Raw genomic sequence first — 18,809 nt, forward strand, 5'->3', positions numbered from 1 at the left:
CCTTCTTTATACAATTAAACAAGACGAATGAATTATAGACAAAGTCAGGGGGGAAGTCAATCATGGATAAAACTTATAAGGTTCGTCTAGGGTATGTAGCAATGAGTGTGATGCTCTCAAATGCTTCTCCTTCTCAAACAATGACGGTGAGGCAATTTGAGAAAATTTCAGACCATGAAGCTGGGATTCGAAGGTTAGAACGGATTGCTGCATCCAATTTAAACAATTGCTTTCGATTGTTAAAGCACAATAAAGCTCACGAAATTTCTTTTTTTCGTTTATCATCTCGTCTCGTTCCACTTGCAAATCATCCGTTAACCGAAGGATGGAGATATGAAAAAGCATTAGCACCATTATTAAAAGAGATAGGTGAATTTATACAGCAAGAAAACATGAGAGTCGATTTTCATCCTGATCATTTTGTCGTGCTAAATAATAATTCTAAAGAAATATTACAACAATCATTACGTACACTTATTATGCATTATAAATTAATAAAGGGAATGGGGTTCTCTCATTTTCATCGTTGTGTTTTACATATTGGTGGTAAGAAAGCTGGAAGAGAAGAGGGGTTAGAACAATTCATTGAAAACTTTGCAAAGATTCCAAGAGTCATTCAGGAGATGATTATGTTAGAAAATGATGATGTGAATTATCCTCTTGAAGATGTATTATACATAGGAGAAAAGTTACATATACCTGTTATCCTTGATCTCCACCATTTTGATGTGTTACATGAGTCAACAGATCTTCTTGCATTGTGGGAGCGAGTCGTGCAGACGTGGAAACATAGTCCTTTGCCAATTAAAATCCATATTTCAAGTCCGAAAGATGGAAAAGCTGATAGAAAGCATCATGATTTTATCGATGTTCAAAGGTTCTATGATTTTTTGCAATTAATATCAGGTACGGTTGATCAAGTGGATGTTATGATCGAAGCAAAACAAAAAGATAAAGCTCTATTAAAGTTATACGAAGAATTATCTCAAATAAATAGTATACAAGTTCAGAATCCTTCTTCTATTACGATCAATAGCACACGATTATCTTAATTGATAAAGACATGTTATAATGATTGCTAGGAGGTGTGAGTATGCTCGCAACTATTTCAACATACGAGTTGATTGACGAAGCTAGTGAACTTGGTCAAGCAATTATAAAGTCTGATGTATATCAGCAATATATGATAGCAAAGAAAGAGCTGCAAGCAGACTCTAATGCGCAAGAGAGAATTCACAAGTTTAATCAACTAAAGGAACAATATGAAGAAGTACAACGTTTTGGGAAATACCACCCAGATTACGATAAAGTTTCAAAAGATATTAGGCAAGTGAAACGTGAGGTTGATTTATCTGAAACCGTTACTGTTTTCAAGAAGGCAGAACGTGAGCTAGAATCTCTTTTGAATGAAATTAGCGAGATTGTTGCTAGAGCTGTTTCACATACGATAAAGGTCCCAACTGGTAATCCATTTTTTGACAATATGTCATGTAGTGGTGGATGTAGTACAGGCGGTGGTTGTGGCTGCAGTTAAAAACGAGAGGGGGAAGCGTCAGCTTCCCCCTCGTTTTAGAGAGAAGAAAAGATTGCATGCGCGGCTTTTCTTATTTGAAACGTACACAATCCGTACATCCGTTTCCACAACAGAAAAGTTTTTCTTGAGGCACTTTAAAGCGAATGTGGTAAACAAATGCTTTGTGTTGCATCCGAACAAAAGAGATGTCACAAGTGAGACGTTTTCCTTGCATTGCTTCTTTAGAGGAGCGTGTGAGCAGGTTATCTAACTGAGGTTTACTGATTGTTTTTTTTAAGTCAATATAAATAAATGGGAGACCGCCAAACTTCTTTCTCTGAATTGATTTAATGCATTCGTCTTGTTGTAACTTTTTTATAAATGAAGTCCATATTAATTCGAGATTCATTTTCATCCCCCCTCAAAAATGAAAGTTTGTTAGTACTAAGATAATCTTCATGTTTAATTTTGACAACTACATCTATTGCTGGAACGTTACGAACATGCTAGACTAATTTAAAGTATACTCTTTAGGAGGAGAACAAATTTATGCTAGGTTCAAAGCGGCAAGGAGTGGCAGTTTGGCTAACGTCACTTAAATTTGCTAGACAACTTCGACGGTTTGGTAATGTCCATTATGTTTCAAAAAAAATGAAATATGTTGTTTTTTATTGTGATCAAGAAAAAGTTGATGAGACAATCAAGAAATTACAAGCATTCCCCTTTGTACGTGATGTGAAACCTTCGATGCGTCCTTTTATCGAGACGGAATTTCAAAACGCAAAACCGGATAAAGCAAAAGAATATGATTATAAAATGGGAATTTAAAGCGATTCTGTATAGGAGCTGTATGCGGCTTATACGGAGTCGTTTTTTATTTTCACATAATTGGATAAAAACGGGAGATAGAGAGATCTTTTATTTAGAAAGTAAAGTCATAGGCGTACATAAGATGCATAATGGAAGTTGATTGTTTTGGTAATCGAAATTTATAATAGAGGAAGGATAAAAAGGAAGTGTAGCTATGGTAAGTTGGAAACGGAATTTATGGATTTTAGTGATTAGTCAGTTTATTGTGATTAGTGCTATGACAATGATTATTCCTTTTCTCCCCCTTTATTTGCAAGAGTTAGGCGTTACGAACTAAAGACACTTTAAGTATTTGGGCAGGAGTTATTTTTTGTGCAAACTTCTTAACGGCCTTTTTGTTTTCTCCTTTTTGGGGGAGGATGGGGGATAAGTATGGCCGTAAAATGATGATTTTACGGTCGGGATTCGGGATGGCATTGTTTGTAAGTTTAACAGGTTTTGCAACGGGTCCAGTTACCTTACTTCTTCTACGGCTATTAAATGGTGTAGTTTCTGGATTTATTCCAGCATCAATCGGACTTGTGTCGGCAAATACGCCTAAAGATCGCGTGGGGTATGCATTAGGTCTTTTACAATCAGGATCAGTTTCTGGGGTTATTTGCGGTCCGCTAATTGGGGGTGTATTAGCCCAAGCTTTTGGATTTCGTGTCGTTTTTTTTATAACTGGATTGTGTATTCTACTCGCTACATTTGTTGTCCTCTTCTTTGTCCAAGAGAAATTCTCTCCAGTTAAGACACAAAAGAAATCAAGTACAATTGCTGAATTCAAGTTCATCACAAAAAAGAAGCCAGTTCTATCACTTTATGTTGTAATTTTCTTAATACAATTTGCTGTCATGGGAGTTAACCCTCTATTATCATTGTTTGTAGAAGAGTTAACGTCTCCTGAAACGGTTGCTTTCTATGCAGGTCTAGCTATTTCGGTGATGGGTTTTGCCAATATGCTAACTTCACCGCAATTAGGAAAATTAAGTGATAAGAAAGGTGCGCAACATGTTTTAATCTATTCCATGCTTGGAGTAGCATTATTTTCAATTCCGCAAGCATTTGTAACTGATATTTGGCAATTAATATGCTTACGTTTTCTTATTGGTTTATGTTTAGGTGGGTTATTACCTGCTGTAAATACACTAATTCGTCTACATGCACCAGAGGGTATGGAAAGCAGGACTTATGGTTTTTCAAATAGTGCTATGTATCTTGGAACGATGCTAGGACCAATACTAGGTGGTCTCGTTGTAACAGCAGTAGGGATTAGAGGATTATTTTTTGTTTGCGCACTTGTTCTACTTATTAATGTTATGATTGTGAAAATAAAAGTATTGCCCAATGCCAATAAAGTTTTCTATAAAGAGAAATTAAGAAAAGAAGCAGATAATGCACCATCACATCCTTAATCTAGAAAGAAAGACCCGTTTAATGGAATAAGAGGATTCCGTATAACGGGTTGTCATGAACAAGAGTTCTTACTATGGCTACGTATAATAATTTCTTTAGTTAAGCGGGGGAATATATCGGTTCATTCGAAGAACTCCAATAAGGTATTGATAATATAGCTCCACATCCTCAAATTCATGAGAAGATTTCACTTTTAATCTATAAATAGACCTATCTAATTCTTGAGATAATTGCTCGAATAATCGATAGCGTTTAGATGATTGGATTTCGGGATTATGAATTCCTTCTAAGCATAAATACAAGGGCATCATCTTACCGGGAGAAGCAGGTTTTAAGATGAGAACGAGCGAGCTTTTCTCTTTTTTCTCATATACTGTATCGAGACGTAAAAGCATATGAATTCTAGATCGGTTCGACCTTGCGAGTTCTAACAATTCATATAAATCATTGTACCCTTCTCCTAACAGAATAAATCGTTGAATCATGATTAATGACCTCTTTCTTAAGTATGTATGAATGAAAATGTAGCATGATTCACGGAACATGTCGAGCAAAAAAAATCCTCGCAAGGAATCCTTGCGAGGTGCCCATACACATACTTATGTATGCCATGAGGCTATGGGAGAGGAGAAACCGGAGGAAGAACTTATGGGGAAACGTAAGCCTTCTCCGCGGTTGTAGCAACACAATAAGTGCTACTATTTGAAGTATGACCCGAGTTTCAATTTTCCATACGTGCAGGAATAGAAAAATTTCACATATTTTGTCTAGATTTTTCTTCTGATTTATTTGTCTAAATGATGATCGTATGATACTTTTGAAATAATTAAGGTAACAAGATAGAAGAGGATGAGTTATTTGAGAGTTATATCAGGAGAAAAGAGAGGACTACCGTTAAAAGCGGTTCCAGGTTCGTCAACTAGACCAACAACAGACAAAGTGAAAGAATCAATTTTTAATATGATAGGTCCATACTTCTCTGGGGGACTAGTGCTTGATTTATATGCCGGCAGCGGAGGATTAGGGATTGAAGCGATTAGTCGTGGCGTAGATAAGACGATTTTTGTTGATCAAAATAAAAAAGCAATTGATACAATTAAGTATAATTTGCAACAATGTCAATTTGAGGAGCGCTCAGAAGTATATAGAAATGATGCAAGTCGAGCGCTTAAAGCTTTAATCAAAAGAGAAATGGCCTTTTCGATAATCTTTTTAGACCCGCCGTACGCAAAACAGAACCTAGTAAATGAAATAAGTATTATACTTGACTATCAGCTACTTGAGCAAAGTGGCGTTATTGTTTGTGAGCATGCTACTACAGTTGAAGTACCAGAAATAATATGCTCTGGGAGAAAAAGCCGATCAGAAACGTATGGCGATACAACTATTTCTATATTTACGAATGAAAAGGAAGAGGTGGCGACATGACAAGTGTTGCGGTTTGCCCAGGTAGTTTTGACCCGGTGACATTAGGTCATCTTGATATTATTACGCGGGGGGCTTCAGTTTTTGATAAAGTAATCGTAGCGGTTCTTCACAATCGAAATAAACAGCCTATGTTTACGGTAGAGGAACGTGTCTCATTGCTTTACGAAGCAACCAAGAACCTTAATAACGTTGAGGTTGATTCATTTAATGGTTTATTAATTGAGTATGTGAAAGAAAAAAAGGCAAATACTATTATTCGCGGATTGCGTGCTGTATCTGATTTTGAGTATGAGATGCAAGCAGCATCCATAAATAAGAAGTTAGGTCCTGATGTTGAAACGTTTTTCATGATGACGAACAATCATTATTCTTACTTAAGCTCAAGCATTGTTAAAGAAGTAGCAAAATACAATGCAGATGTTTCGGATATTGTTCCAGATGTTGTAGCAGAAGCACTAAAAAAGAAATTTAAGTAGAGAGAAGGGTGATGGAAAAAGGTTTATCTTTTGCATCACCCTTTGACTAACTAATGAAATGTAAAGTGGCTTGTTTTTGTTTAAATTATTCTGCATTAGATAAAGCTTTTTTAGCAGTTAGTAAAATAAACAGTATAAGCATAATTAGTGTAAATAAAGGACCGTACTCTGTGACGATTTTCCAAGTTGAGTGGAACCAAGAACTCGATTGTTCCCGTAAGAATACAGGGATGGCTTGCCACTGGTCTCCTGTTGTTTTTTGATTAATGTAGAATGGGTGCCAAAAGAAAAAGACAAGGAATGCTGCGAAGAACCCATGTATCAACCTAGATATAAAAAATGGTTTAAAGCGAATGTCTGTTTCAGCAAGTATACTTGCTACTTGTGCTTGTATGGAAAAGCCGCTAAATGCCAGGATGAAACTTGAGACAATTACTTGTTCTAGCAACCCAACAGATGTCGTTTCACTTGCCATCTGTGCTCCAAGAGTCATTTCGAAAAGACCCGAGATTATGGAGGAGTTCAAGTCACTAGGTAAATGAAAGAATGTTAAAACTACAGAAAAGAATGATCCGAGTAAAGCAACAACTCCAACAAGGCTTAAAATATTATTTAAAACTGAAAATAAAATAATAAAACCACCGATCATAAGCAGCGTTCTAACTGATGATTGTACGGCATCTCCAAGTAATTTGCCAAATGGACGACCGTCTTTGATACGTTCTTCATGGAGCATCTTAAATGCAGTTATTAATCCGCTTACTTTCGGTTTTTGAGGTGGGCTAGCAGCCTCTTCTTCACGACCGTGAAAACGCATAATTAATCCAACAAAGATATTTCCTAAATAATGAGCAAGGGCAAGCACAATACCAAGTGCAGCATTGTGAAAAAAGCCGACAGCAATAGCTCCAAAAATAAAGAGTGGATTTGCCGAACTTGTGAAACAGACAAGACGTTCTGCTTCAATCCTTGACAATTTTTTTTCTTGACGAAGCCTCGCCGTTATTTTCGCACCTGCTGGGTTTCCGGATGCAAGTCCCATTGCCCATACAAATCCGCCAACTCCTGGAACTCTAAATAGTGGACGCATTAGAGGTTCAAGCAACACCCCAATGAATGTTACAACTCCAAATCCAATTAAAAGTTCAGAAACAATGAAAAAGGGCAAAAGAGAAGGGAAGACAACGTCCCACCAAATTTGTAGACCTCGAATGGATCCTTCTAGTGCTTCTTGAGGAAATATCATTAGCGAGGCTGCTAATAAAATGCTCATTAGAGCGAGTGTGAGTGTTTTTATCATTGATAATTGCATTGTATAGCTGCCTCCTTTTATGTAACATCCAAACCAACCTGTCCATAATATAACTATACGTATACAAGCTCGTAATAGACCATATGATTTAGATTGAGTCAGATAAAAAGTAAGGAGAGGATAGGATGGGGAAACAACGACCAAAAATCGGTCTTGCACTTGGTTCTGGCGGGGCTCGGGGGTTTGCCCATATTGGTGTACTGAAAGTATTAGAAAAAGAAAATATTCCTATTGATTTTATCGCTGGTAGCAGTATGGGAGCGCTCGTAGGGAGCTTGTATGGAGTCGGTCAGTCACCAGCCAACCTTGAACAATTTGCGACATTATTTCGAAGGAAATATTTTATTGATTTTGTTGTACCTAAGCTTGGGTTTGTAGCGGGCATAAAAGCAAAAGAAGTTATTCGAATGTTGGCAAAAAGTAAGAAATTAGAAGAGCTAAATCCTCCTGTAGCTGTTGTTGCTACGGATATAAAAAATGGGGAAAGAGTTGTACTTAAAAAGGGAGATGTAGCAGCAGCTGTAAGGGCAAGTATCTCAATACCTGGAATATTTGTTCCAGAGAAAATAGATGATCGCTTATTAGTAGATGGAGGAGTAATTGATCGTGTCCCTGTTTCAGTAGTGAAAGAAATGGGAGCTGATGTTACAATAGCAGTTGATGTTTCTTATTTTCGAACAGAGCCTGAGTTGCATACCGTATACGATGTAATTATGCAAAGTATGGACATCATGGCTCGTGAAATGATTCGTGTACAGGAATTTGATAGTTCAGTCATGATTCGGCCAATTGTAAAGCATTCTAGTTCTCTAGATTTTTCTGAAGTGGAAGCATTAATCGAGCGAGGGGAAGAAGCAACAAGAGATAAATTAGCTGAAATAAAAAGGTGCATTGAACAATGGAAGGAGAACGAAGATGAAAGGGTCAATGATTAAAAAAAGGTGGATTTTCCTCATCGCTTTATTGCTTTTTCTACAATTCTATCAGTTGCCCTATTACTATTCACAACCCGGTGGAGCAAAAGTGTTAGATGAAGTCATTTCTGTAGATGAAGGATTTACAGAAGAAGAAGGTTCTTTTATGCTAACGACAGTCCAAATGGGGAAAGCAAACCTTTTCTTTTATGGATGGGCCCATTTAAGCCCTTATCGTATGATTTATCCGGAGGAACAGCTTCGGTTTGAAGGGGAAACGGATGAAGAATATCAGCATCGTCAATTAATGGCGATGACGGGATCACAAGAAATTGCAAAAATTGTTGCCTATGAGGCAGCTGGGATGCAAGTAGAGTATGAACATAAAGGAGTATTAGTTACATCACTGATTGAAGGAATGCCAGCTTATGATGTCTTGCAAATAGGGGATCATATCATCGCTGTAGACGGGGAACCAGTTATTACGTCAGAACAATTAATTGATCAACTGCAAGGAATGAATGAAACGAATACAGTTGATTTAACAGTATTACGTGAAGGACAAGAAGCGGTTATAGAAGTTGGTTTTTCCCCTTTTCCTGAAGATATGAATGCACCTGCTGGAAGAGTTGGTATTGGGATTTCAGCTCCAGTTACTGATAGGGAGGTAACATTTGACCCAGAGGTGACGATTGATACGAGCCAGATTGGGGGACCATCAGCAGGTTTAATGTTTTCATTAGAAATTTATAATCAGTTAGTTGAAGGGGATATTACAAAAGGCTATGATGTAGCAGGAACCGGCACGATAAATGAAGAAGGAATTGTAGGTCGAATCGGAGGGGCTGGTCAAAAAGTGGTTGCTGCTGATAAAGCTGGGGCAGATTATTTCTTTGCACCGAATGAAGGTGGTGCAAGTAATTCGAACTTTGTAGAGGCAAAGGAAGCAGCAGAAGATATCGGAACAGATATGCAAATCATTGCTATCGATACATTCGATGAAGCACTTACCTTCTTACAGTCACTTCCGGGAAAATCGTAATTAAATTGAGGAGTGTCCCAAGTTGGAAATGGCACACTCGTCGCTCGGCTGTTATGAGAAACATGTGCCTCCTAAAGTCGGCTGTCGGCGCAAAGCAAGTTTGCACCTGTGAACCCCACTCATGACAGCCTTAAAGGATTGCGACATATTAGCTCATTGCTTTATTGAATTACAATCGGAGGTCTGGTCATTTCTTCTCTTATTTGTTTCGTCCTTCGATCTGTATTAAGCGGAGCAAGATAAACATTTGTAACCCTTACTTCAATATCAGCTACGGTTCCTTCCAATTTGGCAGGCTTTGTAATAAGAGGAAGAGCACGTTGTTTTTTCGTTTGGTTTAAATAGGTTTGTCCAATTTGATTCATGCCCAATAAGCGGATGTATTGCGGCTTTAAAGAGAGCACTTCCTTCATTTCTGCTTTTGTCGTATTCGTTAACACATGTGTAGCAAGGCGTTGTAATCTTGTCCAGGTGTATCGTTTCGTTTTCATGTGTTCCATCCATTCAGCAAAGGAACTTGATAGCTTACTGGCTTGTTTCATCCTATATTCTAGTCCCTCCTCACATTCGTAGATTAGTTCTAGTTGGTTAAGTGGGGTAGAGAGAATCTTATACTGCAATAAGTTATAATAGTGTTCCCATGTGTGAAGAAGGGAAAACGTTTCCTTATAGTCATTTATAAGGCGATAGGACGTTTCTGGCATGACATGTTTGACCTCACTTGATTGCCCATTTGCAATGGCTTGGCGAATACTTGTAGCACTTGCAATCCTCTCTTGGGTAATATCTCTGTCATGGTAATGTGCTTGCTTCCGTATCGTAGTAGTTGCCTTTATTTTGTGTCCTTGCTCTGAGATTGCTTTTACATAATGGAAACCAAGAATATTATTAGGTTCGGTTAAAGTTAGAATCGATGAGTCAGGATCTAATTGACAGAATGCCTCCGAAGTGGCTCGAGGATAACTTAACCCAAGCTTCATTTTTGCTTTTACAAGTTGATTAAAGGTTGTTTGATGAGATTTCATAAACGTATGTAGTTTTTCAAAGTCCTCAATGTCTCCTGACTCACTACCGAAATTAATAAATTCTACGCCCATTTCAGCTAATAATGAAATGGCACCATTAGCAAATAATTCGGCTTTTTGGGTAGAATACATATATGGGAGCTCAATAACTAAATCAACTCCGGAGGTTAGAGCCATTTGAGCTCGATACCACTTTGAAACAATGGCAGGTTCTCCACGTTGTAAAAATGTCCCGCTCATTACAGCGATTACTACGTCTGCCCCTGTCAACTTTCGAGCTTGTTCAGCTTGAAAGAAATGTCCATTATGAAAAGGATTATATTCAACGACAATACCAACTGCTTTCACTCTTTTCCACGTCTCCTTTTAAAATTGACTTCCTAATTCAGTATATTTAATAACTAGAAATGTTCTAGTGCTTCTTTACTCTTCTTTTATGTCATGCTACAATAAACGTCATGCTTAAAACAAGTACAAGTTCTAGATCTTACGTTTGCAACTAGAGTGTAAAGAAAAAAGGTTGACATTCAATTGGTGTAGAGCTATACTTAATTTTGTTGTCTTAGAGGTGATCAGAAATGAAATGGTCATTACAGCAATTATCTGTTGCTAAGCGCAAACCATTTACATTTGAAGAAGATATTGATGTATCCAGCTTAAAAGAGCTAAATCAAGATGTCAGATCAGTTTCTCCATTTCATGTTAAGGGAGAAGTTACCTATACTGGTTCCATGATTACATTTCAGCTTGAGATTACAGGTGAATTAATTCTTCCTTGTGTAAGAACATTAGCTGATGTGAAATTCCCTATTGATCTTCATGTCGTTGAGCATTTCCATCCAACAAATGATTATGTTACGGCAGATGTCGATCATGATGAAATTAATTTTTTTGAAGGGGAAACAGTCGACCTACTTCCGATCATAAAGGAGCGTATTTTACTTGAGATTCCGATTCAAGTTTACGCTGATTCAGAAGCAGAGCGCCTAGCACCTCCTACAGGAAAAGACTGGGGTATTGTAACAGAGGAAGAGCATAGCAACCGTGTCGATCCAAGATTAGCTGATTTGGCAAAGTTTTTTGAGAAAGAATAGGAAAGTCGAAGCACCGGCAACGTTCGGGCCTTCATTTCATATAACCAACTAAGCTTGGGTGCAGTTGGATTTTATAGATTTTTTAAGGAGGTGGGAATGATGGCAGTACCATTTAGAAGAACATCTAAAACTCGCAAAAATAAGCGTCGTACTCACTACAAGTTAGCAGTACCTGGCATGACTAAATGTCCTGAGTGTGGAGAATTAAAGCTTGCTCACCGTGTTTGTAAAGAGTGTGGCTCTTACAAAGGCCAAGATGTGGTTAGCAAATAATTTGATAAGAACAAAAAGACGAAGAGTTTTCTCTTCGTCTTTTTTGATGGGAAAAACTTATCTGAAAAATAAGAATGGAGGAGCTTCATTTTATTAGGCTGGTATGTAATTTGTGAAAGGTGTGATTTGATGGCGAATGTACAATTAGAACAAAATAAAAATGGCGTAACCTGGATTCGAATTAATCGTGAAGAAATTCGGAACGCTGTGAACTTTGAAGTCATGGAAGAACTAGATGAGTTATTATCAATTGCTGAAGGTGATGATAGCAAAGTTGTTATTTTAAGTGGGGTAGGTAAGAAATCTTTTTGCTCTGGAGGTGATTTATCGGTCTTTCAACATATCATGAATGAAGAAGATGCCAGAAGCATGTTGATGAGAATGGGTGTAATATTAGAGAGAATTGCCTTTTTTCCGAAAATAACGATAGCAGCTTTGAATGGTACGGCCGTTGGTGGAGGGGCAGAGCTTGCTTCAGCCTGTGATTTACGAATTGCTGCTTCTCATACAAAGGTTGGTTTCGTGCAAGCTAACTTAGCGATTACAACAGGTTGGGGTGGAGGAACATTACTATTAGAGCGGATGGCAAAATCAGAAGCTTTGCAAATGTTATTATCAGCTCAGATGTATTCAGCCGTAGAGCTTTTAAGGGACGGATTTGTACAAAAAGTGATAATGAAGGACTCATTTGAAGACGGTGTCATGGACTATGTAGCACCATTTTTGAACAAAAGCAAAAGGGTATTACAAGCATATAAGGGTAGATTCATGGATCGGTTTAATCAAGAACGAATACATATGAATATGCAAAAAGAAATAATGGAGTGTGCAAAATTGTGGGCATCAGAAGAGCATCACGAAGCTGTTCGTACTTTCTTACAAAGATCTAAAAACATCTAATGCTAGATTTCTGAATAGATCTTGGCATTTCGGTAATAATTGACTAATAGAACGAAATCTATCTGGTAATAAAAAGAGAATATCTTTTTACTGATAATGAGTCTTTCTACTCTAGTAGATGCATATGTTTAAGTAAATGAGACTCTTAAGGAGGGATTCTATGACAACGATTCGCCAAGATGCATGGAGTACAGATGAAGATTTAATTTTAGCTGAGGTTGTTCTTAGACATATAAGAGAGGGAAGTACACAGCTTGCCGCTTTTGAAGAAGTTGGGGAACGCTTGTCTAGAACGAGTGCAGCATGTGGATTTAGGTGGAACTCAGCCATTCGAAAGAAATATGAATCTGCCGTTGCATTAGCAAAGAAGCAACGCTCAAAAGGAAAAAAGCAGCAGCTTGATACAACAGAGTGGGGAAATGAAGCTAGCGAGGAAATAGTTGAGCCTGTTGCAACGATAACAAAAGAAAAGAAGAAAGAAAAACTGGAAATAAAAAAAGAAAAGCTAAAAACGAAAGAGCCCGTTTCACCCGAGCTTACAATGGAGGCAGTTCTTACTTTTTTAACAGATTATCATGAAAGTATGAAAGAGCGAATTCCATCCGAGGATATAGAGCTGTTGAAACATGAGAATGCTCAGTTACGAGAAGAGCTTAATAAGGTTAAGGCAGAAAAGAAAGTAATGGCAGAAGATTATCGTGCTTTATTGTCTATTATGGATCGGGCGAGAAAATTATCTATTTAATAGGCGTCAATTAAAAGAAACACACACATAACAGAAAAATGTGTGTGTTTCTTTTTTGATATTAAGGAAAAAGAAAATAAAAAACTACTCGTTCAGTTGATACTAAACGAGTAGTTCCATCTTACTTACGTTAAATCATCTTCGGACTCAATTTGAACCGGTTCTTTCTTAGCTACTTGTTCTTTTACTCCTTCAGGATACCACACGTATGGGCTCTCACCGCGATCTCTTAATACATCATAAGTCGCTGCTTCAAACCCCATATGTTCCCAGAACCCTCCTGAACCTTGTCTAGCATTTGTTTTAATTGGCAATTTAAATGACTTGGCAAAGTTGACTAATGATTCACCATATCCTTGCTTCCTATAAGCTTCTAATACCTCTAATTTCCAAAGCTCTAAATAATCTTGAGGTGGATTAAAATAGCGATCGTATTTTCCGTCAATGCGATATAAGCTCATTCTCGCAACAAGCTTATTTCCGAAATAAATGCCGTAAAAAGGAGACTCGCTGTCATTTTCAATAATATTTGATTCTAAATCGCCTTTCATAGAAAGCTCCGCAGAACCGTACTCGCGGAAGTTTTTAAACTCTTCTAATGTTTTATAATTGACAAGTAAACGCTTAACTTCATAATCATACATATTGATCTCCTCCTTAATGTTCAGATCTCTATTTTATTTTACTACAATTTAGATTGAAAACGTTTGAATTTGCTTATTTTTTTAACAAAGAAAGAAATGTTTAAATAATCAGATTATTTTATCTTGTAAGTTTTACTTGTGAGTATGGTACAATTTCATAAAAAAGAGGAGTAATCACAAGTGAAAGTAGTGGTATTAGGCTCTGGCTCTATTGGAATGCTTACGGCATTCTATCTTACTAAACAATGGCGCCATACCTTATTAGTTACAAATCGTATAAAACAGGCTAAATTTATTGAAGAAAAAGGACTTCATCTTATACATCAGGATGGAAATAGTGAGATGATTCATGTGACTGTAGAAAGTATTTTGACGCTGGAACATGAAGAAATAATCGATTTATTAATCGTTACAGTTAAATCTTATCAGGTTGAACAAGTATTAAAAACGATCGAAGCTTCAAAGCTTACTATTTCTTCGATTCTATTTTTACAGAATGGAATGGCGCATACGGAGTTGTTTTCAACGATTTCGGTTCCTGAGATTGCTGTTGGAGTAGTTGAACATGGAGCGAGGAGGACAAATGATTATACGGTTCAACATACAGGGGTTGGACAACTAAAATGGAGTTATGTCCGAAACCATAGCTCAACGGTAGAAGCGGTGTTTCAAGAAACAATAGATGGAAAATTCCGAACTAAATACGAGCCAATGTGGAAGCCTATGTTACAACATAAATTAGTTGTAAATGCTTGTATTAATCCACTAACTGCGCTTTTTGGCATCCGAAATTCTGAACTTCTTCAGAACCCCCATTATTACTCTATATTAAAACAAGTTTTTTTAGAAATAATGAAGGTAATTGATATTGGAAGTGAAGAACAAATGTGGGAGTATGTCTGTCACATAAGTAAAAAAACAGGAGCCAATCGTTCGTCTATGTTATCAGATTTGGAAAATAAACGTAAAACAGAAATAGATAGTATTGTAGGCTATTTACTACGGCAAGCTGTCAGGAAACAAATGACTATGCCTGTTTTAAACTTCCTGTTTGAAGCGATCAAAGGCAAAGAGAAAGAAAATAAGTTAGGGGAGGCTAATTTATGACAGAACTGGTAGCGTCCGTCATTGCTACGATTGTAACTATCCCTTTATTAGGGTGGTATATGATTTATATTACTTCTGTAAAAATTTCTAAAAACAAATCTAAATCAATGCGCCGTGCTTCTGATTGGACAACCTTGCTATTTATGATCGCTGTTTACTTTATTATGATTGAAATTTGGTCCCAGTCCTTAATATGGATGATCTTAGCCATTTTCTTTTTTATCGCGTTAGTAGTTACTTGGATTCAATGGAGGGTTTCAGGAGATATCCAAACGATTAAATTATTTAAAGGAATATGGAGGTTTAACTTCCTGACCTTCGTCATTATCTACGTTATATTAAGTGGCTATGGACTGCTAGCAAGAATATTTAGTTGAAAGATAGGTCGTAACACTTGGTAGGTGGCAAATACTTTGCTATGATGAAGATGAATTTAGTGATACGAAGGGACGTCTATACATGTTGGAAGTTAGAGAAATCGACCTAATATCAAAGACTGGTTTTATGAATGATTATGTAAGTGGCAGTCATATGATTGAGCAATTTTTTGATTATACATATAACGACGAAGAAAAATATGAAAAAAGAGTGGATAACCTTTTAACAAGGTCTTATAAACGAGAAGAATTGGCAGATTATTTAATGAAAGTTCATACTTCTCTAGAAGAAGCAGATCAAGCTCTAAGTCAAATTGAGAAACTTAGGCAACCCAATTCGGTTGTCGTGGTAGGAGGACAGCAGGCTGGGTTATTATCGGGACCGCTCTATACTGTATATAAGGCGATGTCCATTATTATTATGGCTAAGCAACAGGAAGAAAAGCTTAATGTTCCTGTTGTTCCTATTTTTTGGATTGCTGGAGAAGATCATGATGTTGATGAGATTCGATTTGTTTATAAAGAAAAAAAAGGGAGCTGGAAAAAGCATCTATATAATGATGCCAATCAAGCTTCGTCTGCTTCATCTTTATTAATTAATAAAGATGAAATGAAAAAATGGCTAAAAGAGCTCTTTGCTTCGTTTCCTGAAACGGTGCATACGACATCATTGTGGGAAAGGCTAGCTACTTTCTTGGATAAATCCACTACATTTGTTGATTTCTTTAGATATGTGATGAACTGGTTTTTTGGGCATGAAGGATTGTTATTATTAGATGCTCATGACCCTGCCATTCGGAAGTTAGAAATTGAGTATTTTGAACAGTTAATACACGAAGTGGAACATGTTCAAAAGGCGCAGCAAAAAGGTGCCAAAGCTTTTGCGGATGTTGGTTACGGCGAACCAATTGTGACCGATGAACATAATGCTCACCTTTTCTTAGAAGTGGAGGGCGAGAGAAAAAGATTAGACTATGATCAGAGCTTGTTTCGTGTCAAAGGAACAGAGACTACATTTTCAAAAGAACAGTTATTTACACTTTTACAGAAGCATCCAGAAAGATTTAGTAATAATGTTGTAACAAGACCATTGATGCAAGAGTGGCTTTTGCCTGTATTAGCTTTCGTATCGGGACCAGGTGAATTACGTTATTGGGCTACTTTAAAACATGTATTCACTCATTTTAAGGTGAAAATGCCTCCTGTCATTCCTCGGATTCAGCTTACATTTATTCCACCTGCTGTTCAAAAATGGTTGGCAGAGACAAGGTATGAACTAGAACCGTTTTTAATGGGGAAAATGGAAGACCAACGAGAAGCTTGGTTAGAAGAAGTAACAGAATACCCTGTTGAGGATGTGGTTGAACAAGTAAGGCGCAATCTCCTTTCTGATCACCAGCCTTTGCGTGATTTAGCGAAAGAAATGGATCCGACTATAGCTAAGTTAAGCGAGAAAAACTTAGCAATTATTGAAAACCAAATTAATTTTATGAGAAAAAAGATGAAAAATTTCGTTCGACAAAGTCAAGATCATACACTTGCGAAATTTACGGAAACGGGTTTCTGGCTAGCGCCATTAAATCGACCACAAGAACGTATATTTCATCCAATCTTGTTGATGAATGTCATTGGAGAAGATGGATTCAGGCGATTGATGTCAACAGACATGTCGGTTAATCACATTCATAAAGTTGTGTACTTGTAAATTCATGTAATGATTTTCCGTCGAAATGTGGATAAATGAAATCCTGCCAAAGGGCAGGATTTTTTTGTGTGGATAAATCGGAAATTTAGTGTGGTGCAAAGTGGAGGAATGTGGTAACTTAAGGGTAGTAAGTGGGGGGAGTTGGGTTCGCGATGTTTATGGGAGAATATCGCCATAACGTAGATGAGAAAGGTCGCATGATTGTCCCGGCTAAATTCCGGGATAGTTTAGGCTCTTCTTTTATTGTGACCCGAGGTCTAGATCGCTGTTTGTTCGTTTATCCACAGGATGAATGGAGTAAGCTAGAGAACAAGTTAAAAACCCTCCCCTTTACGAAAAAAGATGCACGTGCTTTCACTCGTTTTTTCTTTTCTGGTGCAACTGAATGTGAATTGGACAAGCAGGGAAGAGTAAACATAGCTTCACCTTTAAGGGAATATGCCAAGCTTGATAAAGAGTGTGTTGTCATTGGTGTTTCAAACAGAGTGGAAATTTGGAGTAAATCAATTTGGGAAGAATATTTTGCTGAATCAGAAGAATCATTTAGTGAAATTGCTGAAAATATTGTGGATTTTGATTTTTAGTCGTCCGTTTTGGAGGTAGTGGGATGTTTCATCATGTGACAGTTTTAAAACAAGAATCAGTCGATGGTTTAGCAATTAAACCTAATGGAATATATGTCGACTGTACATTAGGTGGTGCGGGACATTCATCTCTTATAGCCGCACAACTTACAGAGGATGGGCATCTTTATGCATTTGATCAAGATGATAAAGCACTTGCTCATGCGAAAGACCAATTACGACCTTATGAGGGAAAAGTGACTTTAATCAGAAGCAACTTTAGACATATCAAACGTGAGCTAGCTAAGTTTGGAGTCACGAAAGTTGATGGGATATTATTTGACCTAGGTGTTTCAAGTCCACAGTTAGACGAGGCTGAACGGGGATTTAGTTATCACCAAGATGCTCCTCTTGATATGAGGATGGACCAGACTGCTGAATTAACAGCCTATCATGTTGTAAATGACTGGCCTTTTGAGCGCCTTGTAAAAATGATTTCAAGGTATGGAGAAGAGAAATTTGCTAAGCAAATTGCAAGAAAGATTGAGGCACAGAGAGAAAAGGCAAAGATTGAAACAACAGGGGAACTGGTTGAGATTATTAAGGATGCAATACCTGCACCTGCAAGAAGGACAGGCGGACACCCAGCTAAACGAACATTTCAAGCCATAAGGATTGCAGTTAACGATGAATTAGGGGCTTTTGAAGAAGCGCTAGAGGATGCTATTTCTCTTTTAGCCAAAGAAGGGCGCATTTCAGTTATTACATTTCACTCATTAGAGGATCGATTATGTAAAGAAGTTTTTAAAGAAAAAAGCAAAGGGCCAGATTTACCACCAGGGATGCCTGTTATTCCAGAGGGCTATGAACCGATTTTGAAATTAATTACAAGAAAACCGATTGTAGCTTCTACCGAGGAGTTAGAAAGTAATAATCGTTCACGTTCTGCAAAGCTAAGGGTGGCAGAAAGACGTTAAGGGGGAATGAGATTTGAGTATGGTAGCACGTAAGATTCAAGAACAGCATCAACCACAAATTCAGACGAAAAAAAGAATCCGTCATGTCCGTAACCCTATCACTACAGGCGAAAAGGCGATTGTCGGGTTAATTGCTTTCGTAACATTTATCGTTCTTGGTTTCATGGTAAATAATTTTGCTTCTCTTTATACAATGAATCAAGAGAATTATCGACTGGAGCAAACCATTAGTCAACAAAAACAAGTAAATGAAGGACTATCTTTGCAAGTTGTAGAACTGAGTGCTCCAGATCGTATTTTACATATTGCTTCAGAACAACTAGGAATGTCTTTAGATGATAATAAGGTGAAAGTTGTGCAAAACTAGTTTAGCGATGGAGGGTAGTGAAAAGGTCAACCTTTTTCCTACCCTCCAGCTATGAGCTGGTTTTTTCACTGAATTGGAA

At 37.4% G+C, this 18,809-nt stretch carries 24 protein-coding genes; 19 read left to right on the forward strand and 5 right to left on the reverse strand.

Annotation, left to right across the window (positions count from 1 at the left end; translation table 11 throughout):
• Nucleotides 1–62 precede the first annotated feature (62 nt).
• A complete protein-coding gene (gene uvsE, locus AC1FXP_RS06955; protein WP_480059744.1) occupies nucleotides 63–1,052 on the forward strand; it encodes a UV DNA damage repair endonuclease UvsE in 990 nt (329 codons plus the stop codon).
• A 41-nt stretch (nucleotides 1,053–1,093) separates the two neighbouring features.
• Nucleotides 1,094–1,534 carry a YlbF/YmcA family competence regulator gene (locus AC1FXP_RS06960; protein ID WP_480059746.1) on the forward strand — a complete coding sequence of 147 codons (441 nt, stop codon included), beginning with the start codon at nucleotides 1,094–1,096 and terminating at the stop codon, nucleotides 1,532–1,534.
• 70 nt (nucleotides 1,535–1,604) lie between these two features.
• Here the strand turns inward: AC1FXP_RS06960 and AC1FXP_RS06965 are convergent, their stop codons facing one another.
• Nucleotides 1,605–1,922 (reverse strand): hypothetical protein, encoded by a 318-nt coding sequence (locus AC1FXP_RS06965; RefSeq protein WP_480059748.1) that lies wholly within the window; start codon nucleotides 1,920–1,922, stop codon nucleotides 1,605–1,607.
• 140 nt (nucleotides 1,923–2,062) lie between these two features.
• Here AC1FXP_RS06965 and AC1FXP_RS06970 point away from each other — a divergent pair, with 140 nt between their 5' ends.
• The 3 genes from AC1FXP_RS06970 to AC1FXP_RS06980 all read left to right on the forward strand — a co-directional run bounded on the left by AC1FXP_RS06970 (nucleotide 2,063) and on the right by AC1FXP_RS06980 (nucleotide 3,780).
• On the forward strand, nucleotides 2,063–2,341 hold the full coding sequence (locus tag AC1FXP_RS06970; protein ID WP_332632217.1) for a YlbG family protein: 279 nt from the start codon (nucleotides 2,063–2,065) through the stop codon (nucleotides 2,339–2,341).
• A gap of 196 nt (nucleotides 2,342–2,537) precedes the next feature.
• Nucleotides 2,538–2,660 (forward strand): hypothetical protein, encoded by a 123-nt coding sequence (locus AC1FXP_RS06975; protein ID WP_480059750.1) that lies wholly within the window; start codon nucleotides 2,538–2,540, stop codon nucleotides 2,658–2,660.
• Nucleotides 2,661–2,718: 58 nt separating this feature from the next.
• Nucleotides 2,719–3,780 (forward strand): MFS transporter, encoded by a 1,062-nt coding sequence (locus tag AC1FXP_RS06980; RefSeq protein ID WP_480059752.1) that lies wholly within the window; start codon nucleotides 2,719–2,721, stop codon nucleotides 3,778–3,780.
• A 96-nt stretch (nucleotides 3,781–3,876) separates the two neighbouring features.
• On the opposite strand, the gene AC1FXP_RS06985 is transcribed toward AC1FXP_RS06980, so the two are convergent.
• Complete coding sequence (locus tag AC1FXP_RS06985; RefSeq protein WP_480059754.1) at nucleotides 3,877–4,266, reverse strand: DUF7147 family protein; 390 nt, start codon at nucleotides 4,264–4,266, stop codon at nucleotides 3,877–3,879.
• Nucleotides 4,267–4,639: 373 nt separating this feature from the next.
• Here AC1FXP_RS06985 and rsmD point away from each other — a divergent pair, with 373 nt between their 5' ends.
• Nucleotides 4,640–5,209: a 16S rRNA (guanine(966)-N(2))-methyltransferase RsmD gene (rsmD, locus tag AC1FXP_RS06990; protein WP_480059756.1), complete on the forward strand. Its 570-nt coding sequence runs from the start codon at nucleotides 4,640–4,642 to the stop codon at nucleotides 5,207–5,209.
• Complete coding sequence (gene coaD, locus AC1FXP_RS06995; RefSeq protein WP_480059758.1) at nucleotides 5,206–5,685, forward strand: pantetheine-phosphate adenylyltransferase; 480 nt, start codon at nucleotides 5,206–5,208, stop codon at nucleotides 5,683–5,685. Before rsmD ends, coaD begins: the two co-directional genes overlap by 4 nt.
• Nucleotides 5,686–5,770: 85 nt before the next feature.
• Here the strand turns inward: coaD and ylbJ are convergent, their stop codons facing one another.
• Nucleotides 5,771–6,997, reverse strand: a complete 1,227-nt coding sequence (ylbJ, locus tag AC1FXP_RS07000; RefSeq protein WP_480059760.1) for a sporulation integral membrane protein YlbJ — start codon at nucleotides 6,995–6,997, stop codon at nucleotides 5,771–5,773.
• A 125-nt stretch (nucleotides 6,998–7,122) separates the two neighbouring features.
• On the opposite strand from ylbJ, the gene AC1FXP_RS07005 reads away from it, so the two are divergent.
• Complete coding sequence (locus tag AC1FXP_RS07005) at nucleotides 7,123–7,932, forward strand: patatin-like phospholipase family protein (RefSeq protein ID WP_480059762.1); 810 nt, start codon at nucleotides 7,123–7,125, stop codon at nucleotides 7,930–7,932.
• Complete coding sequence (locus AC1FXP_RS07010; protein WP_480059764.1) at nucleotides 7,913–8,953, forward strand: SepM family pheromone-processing serine protease; 1,041 nt, start codon at nucleotides 7,913–7,915, stop codon at nucleotides 8,951–8,953. The genes AC1FXP_RS07005 and AC1FXP_RS07010 overlap by 20 nt, the downstream gene beginning before the upstream one ends.
• A 161-nt stretch (nucleotides 8,954–9,114) precedes the next feature.
• On the opposite strand, the gene AC1FXP_RS07015 is transcribed toward AC1FXP_RS07010, so the two are convergent.
• The gene (locus AC1FXP_RS07015) at nucleotides 9,115–10,326 is read right to left on the reverse strand and encodes a nucleotidyltransferase (RefSeq protein ID WP_480059766.1); all 1,212 of its coding nucleotides are present in this window, start codon (nucleotides 10,324–10,326) and stop codon (nucleotides 9,115–9,117) included.
• 230 nt (nucleotides 10,327–10,556) lie between these two features.
• Between AC1FXP_RS07015 and AC1FXP_RS07020 the strand changes: the two genes are divergently transcribed.
• The 4 genes from AC1FXP_RS07020 (at nucleotide 10,557) to AC1FXP_RS07035 (ending at nucleotide 12,990) form a co-directional block, all read left to right on the forward strand.
• Complete coding sequence (locus tag AC1FXP_RS07020; protein WP_480059768.1) at nucleotides 10,557–11,072, forward strand: YceD family protein; 516 nt, start codon at nucleotides 10,557–10,559, stop codon at nucleotides 11,070–11,072.
• A gap of 99 nt (nucleotides 11,073–11,171) precedes the next feature.
• A complete protein-coding gene (rpmF, locus tag AC1FXP_RS07025) occupies nucleotides 11,172–11,345 on the forward strand; it encodes a 50S ribosomal protein L32 (protein WP_034627262.1) in 174 nt (57 codons plus the stop codon).
• 129 nt (nucleotides 11,346–11,474) lie between these two features.
• Nucleotides 11,475–12,245 (forward strand): enoyl-CoA hydratase/isomerase family protein, encoded by a 771-nt coding sequence (locus tag AC1FXP_RS07030; protein ID WP_480059770.1) that lies wholly within the window; start codon nucleotides 11,475–11,477, stop codon nucleotides 12,243–12,245.
• Nucleotides 12,246–12,405: 160 nt separating this feature from the next.
• Entirely contained in the window at nucleotides 12,406–12,990 is a 585-nt protein-coding gene (locus tag AC1FXP_RS07035) for an RsfA family transcriptional regulator (RefSeq protein WP_480059772.1), read from the forward strand.
• Nucleotides 12,991–13,115: 125 nt separating this feature from the next.
• On the opposite strand, the gene AC1FXP_RS07040 is transcribed toward AC1FXP_RS07035, so the two are convergent.
• Complete coding sequence (locus tag AC1FXP_RS07040; protein WP_480059774.1) at nucleotides 13,116–13,634, reverse strand: N-acetyltransferase; 519 nt, start codon at nucleotides 13,632–13,634, stop codon at nucleotides 13,116–13,118.
• A gap of 180 nt (nucleotides 13,635–13,814) precedes the next feature.
• Here AC1FXP_RS07040 and AC1FXP_RS07045 point away from each other — a divergent pair, with 180 nt between their 5' ends.
• From AC1FXP_RS07045 to ftsL, 6 genes are all read left to right on the forward strand, one after another.
• A complete protein-coding gene (locus AC1FXP_RS07045) occupies nucleotides 13,815–14,741 on the forward strand; it encodes a 2-dehydropantoate 2-reductase (protein WP_480059776.1) in 927 nt (308 codons plus the stop codon).
• A complete protein-coding gene (locus AC1FXP_RS07050; RefSeq protein WP_480059778.1) occupies nucleotides 14,738–15,118 on the forward strand; it encodes a DUF3397 domain-containing protein in 381 nt (126 codons plus the stop codon). Before AC1FXP_RS07045 ends, AC1FXP_RS07050 begins: the two co-directional genes overlap by 4 nt.
• An 82-nt stretch (nucleotides 15,119–15,200) precedes the next feature.
• Complete coding sequence (gene bshC, locus AC1FXP_RS07055; protein WP_480059780.1) at nucleotides 15,201–16,823, forward strand: bacillithiol biosynthesis cysteine-adding enzyme BshC; 1,623 nt, start codon at nucleotides 15,201–15,203, stop codon at nucleotides 16,821–16,823.
• 152 nt (nucleotides 16,824–16,975) lie between these two features.
• Nucleotides 16,976–17,407: a division/cell wall cluster transcriptional repressor MraZ gene (gene mraZ, locus AC1FXP_RS07060; RefSeq protein ID WP_034627479.1), complete on the forward strand. Its 432-nt coding sequence runs from the start codon at nucleotides 16,976–16,978 to the stop codon at nucleotides 17,405–17,407.
• Between the two features lie 23 nt (nucleotides 17,408–17,430).
• Nucleotides 17,431–18,363, forward strand: a complete 933-nt coding sequence (gene rsmH, locus AC1FXP_RS07065) for a 16S rRNA (cytosine(1402)-N(4))-methyltransferase RsmH (protein ID WP_480059782.1) — start codon at nucleotides 17,431–17,433, stop codon at nucleotides 18,361–18,363.
• Nucleotides 18,364–18,382: 19 nt separating this feature from the next.
• The gene (gene ftsL, locus AC1FXP_RS07070) at nucleotides 18,383–18,730 is read left to right on the forward strand and encodes a cell division protein FtsL (protein ID WP_480059818.1); all 348 of its coding nucleotides are present in this window, start codon (nucleotides 18,383–18,385) and stop codon (nucleotides 18,728–18,730) included.
• Nucleotides 18,731–18,809 lie beyond the last annotated feature (79 nt).

The sequence above is a fragment of the Halalkalibacter sp. HAAS-P013 genome (assembly GCF_056619925.1).